Below are 13,618 nucleotides of genomic sequence, written 5' to 3' on the forward strand. Positions count from 1 at the left end.
ACCAGCTAAAGCTTACCGCACCGCCTGTTTACTTCACTTCCTCGCTGCGGATTTTCTCAAAAAACTGCACCAGCGCCTCAAATGCGGCATCGGGCACGGCCGGGAAGTTGGCAATGCGCAGGCTAGTGGCTTTGTAGTCGCCGTAGCCCGAGCCCAGCTGCAAGCCGGCCTCGTCGCGGGCGCGGCGCTTCACCTCCTCCACAACGGCGGCCGGGCCTTGCAGGCCGATGACGGTGGTGGAGCGGGCGTCCACGTTTTCGATGAGCGGGCGCAGGCCCAGGGGCTGCACCTGCTCGAAGTAGTCGTAGAGCTTCTGGGCGCGCTCGGTCAGGTGCGGGGCAATTGTTTTGATGGGCTCGCGGGCTTGCAGCACGCGGCTGAGCAGGTAGATGCCCAGCACGTTGGGGGTGTGGGTGGTCTGGTAGTTGAGCATTTGCTTCACCATGCCATTGAGGCTGTTGTAGTGCGCGTTGTCGCCCACTTCGCGGGCGCGGGCCACGGCGCGGGGCGAGAGCACCATGATGCCCAGGCCGGCGGGCAGGCCCAGGCACTTCTGCACCGAGCCGTACCACACGTCGGCCTTGATGAACTTGAGGGCCACGCCGCCCAGCGACGAGGTGGCATCTACGGCCAGCAGCGCCGGCCCCAGGCGGTTGAAGGTGTTGAGAATGAACTGGTCGCGCAGTTGGGTAGCGGTACTGGTTTCATTCTGGGTAATGCACACCAAGTCAGTCTCTTCGGAGTCGAAGGGCAGCGTGGCCGGGTCGGGCACGTCGTTGATGTCAAACTTGAGCCCGGTGCAGCCGGGGCGCAGGGCGCGGGCGTAGTCAAACCACTTTTGCCCAAACGACCCGTTGTAGAGGTGAAATGAGCGGCGCGGCGTGAGGCTCTGGGCCAGAATTTCCCAGCACTCGGTGGCCGACGACGTGAACAGGATGGTATAGTCTTGCGGAATGTTGAGCTTGAGGCGGGCCTGGTCGAGGCACAGGCGCACGAGCGAGATGAAGCGCTCGGAGCGGTGCGGCGCCGACAGCCAGCCTTCCTCAAACGCGTCGGCCAGGTACTGGCGCACGTCGGGGTACACGGCCGAAGGGCCGGGATTGAAGGTATACGTCGGGAGGGTTGCCATGCCGCAAAGGTAGGGGCGGCGGTAAGCTGGCAGGTGGGTAAATGCGTAAGCGCGCAAAGTGCCGGCGCGGGCCCCTCACGCATTTACGCACTTACTCATTTACCGCTATTACCGCCGGAAGCCCATTGGCCGCGGGCGCTGGCCCAGCAGGTAGTGCAGCGCCAGCCGGTAGCTTTCGAGCCCAAAACCCGTGATGCTGCCCACGCAGTGCTTGCCAATGAAGCTCGTGTGCCGGAAGTCTTCGCGCGCGGCCAGGTTGCTGAGGTGCACTTCTAGTATGGGCACGCCCGCGCCGGCTATGGCAGCCACGGCATCGCCCAGCGCCACGCTGGTGTGGGTGAGGCCACCCGCGTTTAGCACGATGGCCTGGCTGGCCCCGTCGTGGCCGGCCTCGCCCCAGCCGGCGGCGGCGTGCAGGCGGTCGAGCAGGGCGCCCTCGTGGTTGCTTTGGAAGGAGGTGAGCGTGAGGTCGGGAAAATCGGCTTGCAGCTCGGGCAGGTAGTCTTCAAACGAGCGCGTGCCGTAGATGTGGGGTTCGCGGCGGCCCAGCAGGTTGAGGTTGGGGCCGTTGAGAATCAGGATATTCATACTGGTGAATTGTAGAAGATAAAAGGCAGCTCAGCCAGATAAAACAGCGGCTAAGCCAGTGGGTGGCCCCGCCGGGCGAGAAAAAATGACCCGCAGCGGCCGGCCCCGTACTTTGTGCCCTACAAACTACGGCAAATGCAACTTGGAGGTCTGTTAGCTGCCCCCAATGTCAGTTGGCCAGTGGCACAATGCTCTTTCGCTACCTATTCCCACCCAATGACCTGGCCGCAAGCAATAAAGCAATTTGACGGCTACCTGCGCCTGGAGAAGTCGCTCTCGCCCAACTCGGTAGAGGCCTACCGGCGCGATGTGCGCAAGCTGCACCAGTGGCTGGAGCTGGAGCAGCTAAAGGCTGGCCCGCTGCAAGTAACCACGCGGCTACTGCGCGATTTTCTGGCCGCCCTCACCGAACTGGGCTTGTCGAGCACGTCGCAGGCCCGCACGCTCTCGGGCATCAAGGCCTTCTACGAGTTCCTCATCATGGAGGACCTGCTCAAAATTGACCCCACCGACACGCTGGAGTCGCCCAAGGCCGGCCGCCACTTACCGGATACCCTTTCGTACCCCGACGTGGAGAAGCTGCTGGCTGCCGTTGACCTCAGCACCAGCGAAGGGCTGCGCAGCCGGGCCCTGCTGGAAGTGCTCTACTCGTCGGGCCTGCGCGTTAGTGAGCTGTGCGACTTGAAGTTATCTAATCTCTATTTTGATGAGGGCTTTATGCGGGTGCTGGGTAAGGGCAACAAGGAGCGGCTGGTGCCCATTGGCCGTGAGGCCGTAAAGCACCTGCATTTTTACCTGGGTGGCGTGCGCCAGCACCTCACGGTGCAGCCGGGCAACGAAAATGTTGTATTTTTGAGTATGCGCGGGCGGCAAATATCCCGGATTACTGTTTTTACGACCATTAAAAAGCTGGCTGAACTGGCCGGCCTGCGCCAGACTATTAGCCCGCACACGCTGCGCCATTCCTTCGCCACTCACCTGCTCGAAGGCGGGGCCGACCTGCGGGCGGTGCAGGAAATGTTGGGCCATGTCTCCATCACGACCACCGAAATTTATACTCACCTCGACCGCGACCACCTGCGCCAAGTGATGACGGAGTTTCATCCGCGCAGCTAAACTATTTATAAAACACTAATAATAAGTAATTTATAAAAATACATTTACCGTATGCGCTTTATTTACTTTTTGACTCGCTGGCTGGCAGTTGTGGGCTTGCTGGCCGGGCTGCTGGCCTCGGGGGCCTTGCGGGCCCAAACGCTGCCGGCCGTGCCGGCCATGCGCGAAGTGGCGCTCGACAGTGTGCAGGTGGCCCCGCAAGCGGTGGACATTTCGGGCTGGCTGCTGCTGGACAAAGACATTCAGCTGGAGCTGGGTGGTGCGGTACAGAATATGTACAATTTCAAGTTTGATAAGGCTGAAAAGCAGTTTCGGTCGCTACGCCGCCGCTACCCGCAGCACCCCATGGCGTATTTTCTGCTGAGCATGAGCAACTGCTGGAAAATGATGCCCAACAGCGTGGCCGACACCCGCTACGACAAGGTATTCCTGGCCTATGCCGACACGGCCGAGGCCAAGGCCGAAGCGCTTTATAAAGCAGATAAGCACAACTACGAGGCCTGCTTCTTCCTCTCGGCTACCTACGGCCTGGAGTCGCGCCTGCACGCCGAGCGCCACAACTGGCGCAAGGCCACCGTGGCCGCCCGCCGGTCGCTCAACTACCTCGACAAGAGCAGGGAAGCCAATGGCTTAAGCACCGAATTCCTGTTCGGCCAGGGCCTATTCAACTACTACGCCGTGTGGATAGGGCAGGAGTACCCCTGGCTGCGGCCGGTGCTGTTCTTCTTCCCCAAAGGCAACCGTGAGCAGGGGCTGGCGCAGCTGCGGCAGGTGGGCCGGTCGGCCTTTTATACCGGCACGGAGGCCAACTCGTTCCTAATCAGTATTTTGGATAGCGACCGCGAGCGCCAGACCGCCGCGGCCTACCAGCTGGCGCAGCAAATGGCGACGAAGTTTCCGGATAATCCCTACTTCCAGCTCAACTATGCCAAGCTGGCCTTCAAGCAGGGTTTTCTAGTAGAAAGCGAACAGGCCTGCCTGTCGGTGCTGCGCAAGTATGCCGTTGGGCAGGTCGGCTACGAGGCGTATAGCTGCCGGCCGGCAGCCTACATCATGGGCTACCTGATGCAGCACAAGTATCGCGACGTGCCCCAAGCCAAGAACTACTTTGAGCGCTGCGTGGTGTACTCCGAGCAGGCGGGCACCACCCGACGCGGCTACTACGTGTTTGCCCAGGCCAGCCTGGCGCGCCTGGCCGTGCGCGAGCGCGACGAGCCCGCCGCCCGCCGCTACTACCGCATCATTGTGGACAACACTGAAACTGGCCAGGTCGAGTACGAGGAGGCCAAGGCCTGGCTGCGCACCCACCGGCAGTAGCCTGCTGGCCAAAGCTGTATGGAAAGATACTGCCCTCGGGAACTGGTTGTTAGCGCGCTGATGAGAGGTAAAGAGCAGCGGCTGAACTACTTGGTGCAGCCACCAGCCAACGCAGAAGTAGTTACGTATGGCACGGTAGCCGTTATTGTTAGAAATGGCCATTTTTTGGTCAGTATTCAGGAAATAAAGGATTTGCCGGGCGTCTTTCACTTGGAAGCGGGGTACGATACCGATGAGCTGCATACCCTGCCCAACCTGGCGGCCGTCGAGCACCTGCTGGAAACCCGCCTGGGCCGGCGGCTGGCCGAGCTACGGCCAGCGAAGGGGCAGCGGCATTTTGGCAAAGAGTAGGCGGGGGTAATCCTGGCGGGGTATCTCCTGGCTGCCGGCCCCGCGCGGCGGCCGCACCCACTTACTTTGCGGGCATTATCCACTACCGCACTCGTTGAAACCCCTCCGCCTTGCCCTGCTGGGCCTCTTGCTTTTTTTGTTGCCCGTGCTGCTGCTGGGTCGCCACGGCTACGTGCTCATTCACGACAACCTGGACACCGAAATCAGCCTGGTCTACCTGCTCACCAAGCTGCACCTGGCCTTTGCCTACGGCACCGGGGTGCTGGTGCCCCAGCTCATGAACGGCCTGCCGCGCAACGCCCTGCGGCCCGGCCTGAGCGGTACGGTACTCATTTTCAGTATTTTTCAGAATCAGCCGCTGGTGGCCTACCTGGTGCACCAGGTGCTGGTGCGGGCGCTGGGGCTGCTGGCTATGTACTGGCTGCTGCGCCGCTACGGCCTGGCGCGGCCCGAGCAGTGCGGCCTGGCGGCGGCCGTGGCGCTGGCCTGGGCCACGCTGCCCGCCTACAGCATCTACGGCCTCACGGTGCTGGGGCAGCCGGCGCTGCTGCGCGCCGCCCTCGATTTGCGGCAGGGCCGCAACCGCAGCGTAGCCTGGCTGGTGTGCGCGGCGTTTCCGCTGTGGTCGATTTTTGTGTACGTGGGGCCTTTTATTGCCGTGGTGTGGGGCGGGCTGCTGCTGCTCGATGTGATACGGCGCGGCCGGGCGGCCTGGGCCAGCGCGGCGCGCGGCGCGGCAGGGCTGGCTTTGCTGCTGGGCATGTACGTGGTGGTAGAGTGGCCGCTGTTCTACTCGCTGCTGGTGGCCAAGCAGTTTGTGTCGCACCGCGAGGAGTTTGACTTTGTGCGGCTGCTGCCGCATGGGGTAGGGGCGGGGCTGAAGGAGGCGCTGCGCTACTTCTGGCTGGGGCAGTACCACGCCAGTCCGTTTTTTCGGGGGGCGGTGCTGCTGGCGGTGGGCGTGGTGCTGGCCCGGTTGGCCCCGGCGCGGCGGCAGCAACTGCGCCGCCAGGTGGGCGTGGTGCTGCTGGTGCTGGCCGGGGTGGCGCTGTTTTGCGGGTTTGCGCCGCAGCTGGCGATGCTTTATCAGAAGCAATTACCGCTGCTTCATGCCTTTACGCTCAATCGTTTTCATTTCCTGATGTCGCTGACGTGGTTTGGGCTGCTGGCGCTGGCCCTGCGCGAGCTGCCGGCCACGCCCGCTGCCCAGCGCCTGGGCTACGGGCTGGTGGCGCTGCAATTTCTGGTGGCGCTACCGCTCAACTCCGAGTATATCAATAATTTACGCATTATTGCCGGCCGGCCCAGGGCCGATGCGCCCAGCTACGCTGCCTTTGTAGCGCCTGGCTTATTCAACCAAGCCAAGGAATTCATCTTTCGGCAAACCGGGCAGCGGCCCGCGGCCTACCGGGTGGCTAGCCTGGGCTTGCCGCCCGCCGCGGCGCAACTCAACGACTTTTACACCCTCGACAGCAATCAGAATAGCTATCCGCTGCCCTATAAGCACGCCTTCCGACCGCTCATTGCCGGCGAATTGGCCAAGAGCCCGGCCCTGGCCACGTACTTCGACGCCTGGGGCAACCGCTGCTACCTCATGTCGGCTGAGCTGGGGCGTAATTACTTGATTAGTAAAAAACTAGCTCAGCAGGTGCAGCATTATGCCTTCGATGCAGCGGCCTTTCGGCAGCTGGGTGGGCGCTACGTGTTTTCGGCCGTGCGCCTGGCCTGCCCCGCCGAAAGCGGCCTGCGCCTGCTCGGCGTGTTCGACAGCTCGGAGGCCTATTGGCAACTGCATGTGTATGAGGTAGTGGCCGGCCGCTAGCGCGCAGTAGCTGCTAGCTGGCTGGCAGGGGACTACGTATGGTGCGGGTAGAGCAGGCAGGTGCGCAGCCAGTCAGAAGCATCTTCAATGGTAGTAAAAACCTGTAAATCAACATAATTACCGAAGGGATTGCGGCTGAATAGGATGCCTAGGTCGGCCTCAGTGTGGGGCTGAGCTACGTGGGCGATGTAGCGCAGCCCCAATTGCGCCGCCTGCGGGGCCCACACGCGCCGGAGCCAGGCTATGGAATCAAACCACGGCCCCTTAATCTCGCTATTATCGTTGAGTAAACCTGCCACCGGGCCTTGGCAAAGCGGCTCCAGCGCGGCCAGCGCGCCCTGCTCGGCATCGGCTTGCGACACAAAGCCTAGCCACGTAGTTTGGAGCCAGCCTTCGGCCGTGTGGCATTCGGTGATGCAGTACGGGCGTCCGTTGGGGTGGTGCACAATGCGGGTAAGGGTTTCCATATTACAATGTACTGTTTAGTATAAAAGGACTATCAATGCAGGACGAAAGTAGGGGCTGCACAGTTGCGGTTGCACTTATTGGCTCAGGTAGTCACTCACCCAAAAACGGCGCGACTGGCGTAGATTTGACCTTTCTGTTTGCCCGCGCATGGCTACCAATAATTACCGAAACCCGACGAGTGGTCCCGCCGCCACCAACCGCCCGGTGCCTCCTGCCGAGCAAGGCGTGGCGCGCCCGGCGCGGGGCAACACGCCCCGCCCGGCCCCCGGCACCGCCCCCACGCCGGCCAAAGGAACCGCTCCTGCGGGCCGGGCCCGGGCCCAGGCGGCTCCCGCCCGGCCCGCTACGCCCCGCGGGCCACTGCTGGGGGTGGGCCAACTCACGGCATTTCTGCGCGACCGGCGCTTTCACCTGCTCATTGGGTTTGGGCTGCTGCTGGGCTCGCTCTACCTCACCATCGCCTTCACCTCGTTTCTGCTCAGCGGGCGCGCCGACCAGAGCGTAGTGGCCGCGCTCGGCACCGTATCGGTGAAGGAAGCCGGCCAGGAGTCGGGCAACTGGCTGGGCCTGCTCGGGGCCTGGCTAGCCGAAAAATTGATTTACCGCGGCTTCGGGCTGGCTTCGTACGGGCTGATTCCGATTGTTTTTTTTCTGGGTTATAAGATTGTGTTTCGACGCGCGGCCGGTTCGGTGAGCTACGTGCTGGCGCTGGGGCTATTTAGCATCTTGTGGGTCAGCTCGTTGCTGGGCTACGTAGTGGTGCAGCTAGCCCAGCCCGGCGCCGCGCAGCTCGGGGCCGACCGCGCCCAGGCCCACCGCTACGACTGGCTGAGCGGTGGCGCGGGCTACGAGCTGGCGCTGTGGCTCGACTCGCTGCTGGGCTGGGGCACCGTGCTGCTGCTGGCCTTCGGGCTCATCATGTTCGTGGTATTTTTCTTCAACGTTACCAGCCTCAACCTGGGCCTGGGCGGCCGCGATGACGAAGACTACGAAGGCGAAGAAGGCGACGCCGAAGCTCCCGCGGTAGCCGTAGTAGCCGCCGCGCCCGCAGCCGTTCGCCCGCCCAAAGCCCCCGCTCCCCGCCCCACTGAGGCCGAGTTTGAGCCCGCCCCGGCTCCCAGCCGCGAGGCTGAGTTTGAGCCTGCCCCCGCGCTGCGCCCCAGCCCGCTCAAAGCACCGCAACCCATCAGCACCAGCTTTGAGGTAGTAGGCGCGGGCGACGATGACGACGACAAGCCAGAACCTGCGCCCACGCCCGCGCTGGCCCTCACGGGCCCGGTGGCAGCCGTGGCGCTGGCCGTGCCGGCCGGCGCTACCAGTGCCGTGGCGTTGCCGATAGCGGTGGCCTCAGTGGCGGCGGCTGCCGTAGCCGCAACCGGGCCCACTTTTTCCTTTGAATTGCCAACGGCCGAGCCGGAAGCCGCGTCCGCGCCGCCCGTGGCGGCCAGCATCCCGACGCCGCTCTCGCTGGCCGACCTAGCCGATGGCCCGGTGCCGCTGCGGGCGCCCACTCCGGCTTCCCGCCTGGAAATTACGGTGCCCAACCGCGACGACCTCGACCCCAACGCTGGGGCCGACATCGCGGCCGTGGCCGATGAGGACGAGGACGCCGACGTTATGCCCGATGTCAACTACGACCCCACGCTCGACCTCTCGCGCTACCATTTCCCGACCCTGGAGCTGATGAATGACTATGGCGTGGCCAAGGCCCAGGTAACCAAGGAGGAGCTGGAGGCCAACAAGGACCGCATTGTGGAAACGCTGGGGCACTACAACATCTCCATTGCCAGCATCAAGGCTACCATCGGGCCCACGGTAACCCTTTATGAAATCGTGCCTGAGGCTGGTATCCGCATCTCCAAAATCAAGAGCCTGGAAGATGATATTGCCTTGAGCCTGGCCGCGTTAGGTATTCGCATTATCGCGCCCATTCCGGGCAAGGGCACCATCGGCATTGAGGTGCCGAACGCCAAGAAGGAGATGGTGAGCATTCGCTCGGTGCTGGGCAGCGAGAAGTTTGCCCGCACCGAAATGGACCTGCCCATCGCCTTCGGCCGCACCATCACCAACGAGGTATTTGTGGCCGACCTGGCCAAAATGCCCCACTTGCTCATGGCCGGGGCCACTGGCCAGGGTAAGTCGGTGGGCCTGAACGTGATACTGGCCTCGCTGCTCTATAAGCGCCACCCGGCGCAGCTCAAGTTTGTGCTCGTTGACCCCAAGAAGGTGGAACTGAGCATTTTCAACAAGATTGAGCGCCACTTCCTGGCCAAGCTGCCCGACACGGAGGAAGCCATCATCACCGATACCAAGAAGGTGGTGAACACGCTGAATTCGCTGTGCATGGAGATGGACCGGCGCTACGACCTGCTGAAGGAAGCCGGCTGCCGCAACCTCAAGGAGTACAACCTCAAGTTTGTGGAGCGCCGCCTGAACCCCAAGAAGGGCCACCGTTTTCTGCCCTTTATCGTGCTGGTAATCGACGAGTTAGCTGACTTGATGATGACGGCCGGCAAGGAGGTCGAAACGCCCATTGCGCGCCTGGCGCAGCTGGCGCGGGCTATTGGTATTCACCTTATTGTGGCCACCCAGCGCCCCAGCGTGAACGTGATTACGGGCATCATCAAAGCTAACTTCCCGTGCCGGATTTCTTTTAAGGTGACCAGTAAAATCGACTCGCGCACCATCTTGGATACCGGTGGGGCCGACCAGCTCATTGGCCAGGGCGACATGCTGTTTTCGGCCGGCTCCGACCTCATTCGGGTGCAGTGCGCCTTCATCGACACGCCCGAAGTAGACCGCCTCTGCGACTATATCGGCGAGCAGCAGGGCTACGCCGATGCTTACCTGCTACCCGAAGTAGCCGGCGCCGAAGGCGACGACGGCAGCGGCCAGGACGAGATGGACCCCAACGACCGCGACTCCATGTTTGCCGAGGCGGCGCGCTGTATTGTGCTGCACCAGCAGGGCTCTACCTCCCTCATCCAGCGCAAGTTGAAGCTCGGCTACAACCGCTCGGGCCGCCTCATGGACCAGTTGCAGCAGGCTGGTATCGTGGGGCCGTTTGAGGGTAGCAAGGCCCGCGCCGTGCTCATCCCCGACGAGTACCAGCTGGAGCAATTGCTGAACTCCATGAAGTAGTGCGGACGCTGGAAGTCGGCGCGTGGTATTGTTGAACAACTGTTGAACAACGATACTGCGCGCCGACTCCCAGCAGCCACGCTACTTCGGCTTTTGGCCCCGCTTTTGCGTATGTAGCCTTGTCCGGCTTTAAGCTGCCGGGCTTTCCTTCGCATCATGACCAAGCAAATCTCCCTCTTGGCGCTCGCCGCCACCCTTGCCCTGCCCGCCGCCGCCCAGCAAGACCCCAAAGCTGGCAAAATTCTTGATGCCGTAAGCGCTAAGTACACGGCGCTCAAGTCGTTTCAGGCTGGTTTTACCCAAACCCTGGAAAACCCCGCCGCCAAGCTCAAGCAAAATATTAACGGCGACGTAACCGTGAGCGGCCAGAAATACCACCTCAAAGCCAACGGCCAGGAGGTGCTCAACGACGGCAAAACCACCTGGACCTACCTCAAAAATGAGAACGAGGCCAACGTCTCGGAGACGGACCCGAACAACCAGGACATGTCGCCGGCCCAGATGTACTCGATGTATAAAAAGGGCTACAAGTACAACTACGTGAAGTCGCTCAAGGACGGCGGCGTAACCAGCGACCTCATCGAGCTAACGCCCGAAGACCGCAAAAACGACGTGTTCAAGGTGCAGCTCATCGTAGGCACGGCCGACAAAGCCATTCACAGCGTGAAGACGTTCAAGAAAAACGGCACCCGTACTACGTTCACCCTCAAGAACTTCAAGCCTAATGTGCCCGTCTCGGCCAGCACGTTTGCCTTCGATAAAGCGCAGTACCCCGGCGTTAAAGTAGTGGACCTGCGCTGAGGGGTAGGGTAAGCTTTAGCTTGCCAGCAACTGCCCTAGGCCGCTGTACTCAGCGCCAAACTCCCTCCTGCATATCTGATTTCAGCAACGGCCCGCTTCTTCTGAAGTGGGCCGTTCTATTTTTACGCGCTAGCTGAGAGAATGACGTTGGGCTGGGAGGCTGATTCTGTTGGCTGGCGGCAAGCTAAAGCTTACCCTATACTTTTTTATGCGCGAAGATTTCCTCCACTACGTCTGGCAGCACCAGTACTTCGATAAAGCCGACCTGCGCACCACGGCCGGCGAGGAAATCCAGGTGCTGCGCCCCGGCCAGCGCAACGCCGATGCTGGGCCCGATTTTCTCAACGCCCGCCTGCGCCTCGGCGATGTGGAGTGGAACGGCGCGGTGGAAATCCACCTGCGCGCTTCGGATTGGCAACGACACAACCACCAGGTAGATGCGAAATATGACCAGGTAATACTGCACGTAGTGCTCACGGCCGACACCGACATTTTTAGAACCAATGCCAGCCTGATTTCGGCGCTGGCGCTGGCCCCGCGCCTGGCCCCCGACCTGCTGGCCCGCTATGAGGCGCTGGTGGCGGCCCCGCCCGCCGCGCCGCTGCCCTGTGCCCCGCTGCTGGGCCAGGTGCCGCAGTTGGTGCGCACGATGATGACCGAGCGTGCCCTGCTGGAGCGCGTGGAGCAAAAAGCCGATGCCATTGCCATGCTACACGGCCACCTGGCCGACGACTGGGAAGCCACCGCCTACCACGCTCTTATGGCGGCTTTCGGCTTCCAAAAAAACAGTGAGCCGCTGGCCCGCCTTGCCAAGGCCGTGCCGCTAGCTGTGCTGCGCCGCCACCGCCACGACGCCCGCCAGCTAGAGGCGCTGCTGTTTGGGCAGGCCGGCTTTCTGGTTGACAATGAGGAGACTGCGCAGGACGAGTACATCCGCGACCGGCGGCAGGAGCACGAGTTTTTGCGGCACAAGTACGGGCTGGCCGAGGCCGCGTTGGCCACCCACGAGTGGAATTATTTACGGCTGCGGCCCGCCAACTTCCCGGCCGTGCGCCTGGGGCAGCTGGTGGGGCTGCTGCACCGCCGCCCGGCCCTGTTCGACGCCCTGCTCACGGCTCAAAGCGTGGCCGCCCTCAGCGAGTTTTTTGCCGAGGCTCCGGCTCCCGCGTACTGGCAGCAGCACTACCGGCCCGGCCGGCCGGGCAAGGTGCCGGCCTTGGGTAAGAGTAGTATCAACCTGCTCATTACCAATGTAGTAGTGCCGCTACGTGTGGCCTACGCCCGCCACACTGGCCAGCCCGCGCTAGTCGAGAGCAGCGTGAGCTTATTAATGGAGTTGCCCGCCGAGCACAACCAGTACACCGACCTCTACCAGGCCCTGGGCTTTGAGCACCGCACCGCCGCCGACTCGCAAGGGCTGCTGGCGCTGCACAAGGGCTACTGCGCGCCGCGCCGCTGCCTGCACTGCGCCATTGGTGGGCGGCTGGTGGGTGGGGGCGTGGCCCGCTTGCCCCGCGACCGATGAGGTTAGCACTGGGCTTATTACTTAACGTATTGCTGCTAAGTGGCTTTCTGGTTTGGCTGCGCGCCGAATACCAGCGGGCCGGCGCGCCGCTGCGCCGCTGGCTGCTGCCGGCCCTGGGGTGGCGGCTGCTACTCACGGCCGCCAGCACCTACCAGCTCAGCCCCGATGCCCGGCAAGCTCAGGGCGCCGCCCTGCTGTTGACAAAAGCCCTGTGGGCGCAACCGGGCCAGGTGCTCACCACGCTGCAAGGCGCTAGTTTTCTGATTGAGGGGCAGCAGCTTACGTATTATCAATGGTCCAATACCTTGTTTTTCATTAAGGTGCTGGCGCTGCTAAACCCGGCATCGAGTGGGGCGGTGTGGCTTAATACGTTGTACTTGAGTATGTTATGCTTTGTGGCTTGCTGGAGCCTGGTACGCACGCTGGCGCGAGTGCTGCCGGCTACGCCGGCGCTGGCTGGCGTGGTGGCCTTCCTGTTGTGGCCCACCGTGGTGTGGTGGACGGCCGGCCTCACCAAAGAAACGCTGGTGGTGGGGGCCGGGGCCGGGCTGGTGGCCCTGGCGTTGCGGGGGCTCTACGGTAGCCGGCTGGCCCGCCGGGTGCCGCTGCTGAGCCGGGTGCTGCTGGGCTTGCTACTGGCCTGGCTGATGGTACGGATGCGCTATTTCTTCGCCCTGCCCTTGCTGGGCGGCCTGCTGGCGCTGGCGGCCGTGCGGCTGGCCACGCGGCGCGGCTGGCTGAGCCAACGTTCTTTAGCCCAGGCCGGTAGCCTGCTGCTACTACTAGCGCTGGCTGGGGCGAGCGCCGTGGCGCTGGGCGGCGAGCATCTGGCCCTGAGCTACTTCAGCCACGAGGTGAATGCCAATTACCAGCACGGCTTGCTGACCTCGCCCGGCCGCCCCCACCTGGCGTATGCCGACTGGCAGCCCACGCCCGCGGGCCTGCTGCGCCACGCGCCGCTGGCCGCCGCCCAGGTGCTGGTGCGGCCCTGGCCCGGCGAGTCGGCCCAGCCGCTTTACATAGGGGCTGAGCTAGAGAATATATTGATAATGAGCTTACTAGTAACTGCGCTGGTAGCAGTATGGCGCGGCCGCACCGGCCAGCTGCCGGTGGCCCTGGTGGTCGTGCTGGCCGCGTATTGCCTGCTGCTAGCCGCCTTCATCGGCCTAAGCACGCCCAACCTGGGTACCCTGCACCGCTACCGCGTGGCCCTGCTGCCCTGGCTGCTGCTGCTGCTGCTGCAAAACGATTACGCCCGTAGGTTAATGAAGAATTTGGAATGAGGAATTTGGAATTCATGGGCGGGAGAAATTCTTCATTCCGCATTCTAAACTCCCAATTCTCCCCTGTCGTACCTTTG

At 62.8% G+C, this 13,618-nt stretch carries 11 protein-coding genes; 8 read left to right on the top strand and 3 right to left on the bottom strand.

Going from position 1 to position 13,618, the window contains the following annotated elements:
• Nucleotides 1-28 precede the first annotated feature (28 nt).
• Together QMK33_RS08900 and QMK33_RS08905 are read right to left on the bottom strand one after the other, a co-directional pair.
• Complete coding sequence (locus QMK33_RS08900; RefSeq protein WP_283564227.1) at nt 29-1,129, bottom strand: aminotransferase class V-fold PLP-dependent enzyme; 1,101 nt, start codon at nt 1,127-1,129, stop codon at nt 29-31.
• A 108-nt stretch (nt 1,130-1,237) separates the two neighbouring features.
• Entirely contained in the window at nt 1,238-1,717 is a 480-nt protein-coding gene (locus QMK33_RS08905) for a type II 3-dehydroquinate dehydratase (protein ID WP_283564228.1), read from the bottom strand.
• A 216-nt stretch (nt 1,718-1,933) separates the two neighbouring features.
• Between QMK33_RS08905 and xerD the strand changes: the two genes are divergently transcribed.
• The 4 genes from xerD to QMK33_RS08925 all read left to right on the top strand — a co-directional run bounded on the left by xerD (nt 1,934) and on the right by QMK33_RS08925 (nt 6,323).
• Nucleotides 1,934-2,833: a site-specific tyrosine recombinase XerD gene (gene xerD / locus QMK33_RS08910; RefSeq protein WP_283564229.1), complete on the top strand. Its 900-nt coding sequence runs from the start codon at nt 1,934-1,936 to the stop codon at nt 2,831-2,833.
• 69 nt (nt 2,834-2,902) lie between these two features.
• Nucleotides 2,903-4,150: a tol-pal system protein YbgF gene (locus QMK33_RS08915; RefSeq protein WP_283564230.1), complete on the top strand. Its 1,248-nt coding sequence runs from the start codon at nt 2,903-2,905 to the stop codon at nt 4,148-4,150.
• A 60-nt stretch (nt 4,151-4,210) separates the two neighbouring features.
• Nucleotides 4,211-4,501 carry a hypothetical protein gene (locus tag QMK33_RS08920; RefSeq protein WP_283564231.1) on the top strand — a complete coding sequence of 97 codons (291 nt, stop codon included), beginning with the start codon at nt 4,211-4,213 and terminating at the stop codon, nt 4,499-4,501.
• Nucleotides 4,502-4,595: 94 nt separating this feature from the next.
• Complete coding sequence (locus QMK33_RS08925) at nt 4,596-6,323, top strand: DUF6044 family protein (protein ID WP_283564232.1); 1,728 nt, start codon at nt 4,596-4,598, stop codon at nt 6,321-6,323.
• 32 nt (nt 6,324-6,355) lie between these two features.
• Here the strand turns inward: QMK33_RS08925 and QMK33_RS08930 are convergent, their stop codons facing one another.
• Complete coding sequence (locus tag QMK33_RS08930) at nt 6,356-6,790, bottom strand: hypothetical protein (RefSeq protein ID WP_283564233.1); 435 nt, start codon at nt 6,788-6,790, stop codon at nt 6,356-6,358.
• Nucleotides 6,791-6,938: 148 nt separating this feature from the next.
• Here QMK33_RS08930 and QMK33_RS08935 point away from each other — a divergent pair, with 148 nt between their 5' ends.
• The 4 genes from QMK33_RS08935 (at nt 6,939) to QMK33_RS08950 (ending at nt 13,541) form a co-directional block, all read left to right on the top strand.
• A complete protein-coding gene (locus tag QMK33_RS08935; protein ID WP_283564234.1) occupies nt 6,939-9,932 on the top strand; it encodes an FtsK/SpoIIIE family DNA translocase in 2,994 nt (997 codons plus the stop codon).
• Nucleotides 9,933-10,088: 156 nt separating this feature from the next.
• Complete coding sequence (gene lolA1, locus QMK33_RS08940) at nt 10,089-10,733, top strand: outer membrane lipoprotein periplasmic chaperone LolA1 (RefSeq protein ID WP_283564235.1); 645 nt, start codon at nt 10,089-10,091, stop codon at nt 10,731-10,733.
• A 208-nt stretch (nt 10,734-10,941) separates the two neighbouring features.
• Nucleotides 10,942-12,258, top strand: coding sequence for a DUF2851 family protein (locus tag QMK33_RS08945; protein ID WP_283564236.1), 1,317 nt, complete (start codon nt 10,942-10,944; stop codon nt 12,256-12,258).
• Nucleotides 12,255-13,541 (top strand): hypothetical protein, encoded by a 1,287-nt coding sequence (locus QMK33_RS08950; protein WP_283564237.1) that lies wholly within the window; start codon nt 12,255-12,257, stop codon nt 13,539-13,541. The genes QMK33_RS08945 and QMK33_RS08950 overlap by 4 nt, the downstream gene beginning before the upstream one ends.
• Nucleotides 13,542-13,618: the final 77 nt, after the last annotated feature.

Origin of the sequence: Hymenobacter sp. H14-R3 (assembly GCF_030063445.1) — a bacterium.
Lineage (GTDB): Bacteria > Bacteroidota > Bacteroidia > Cytophagales > Hymenobacteraceae > Hymenobacter.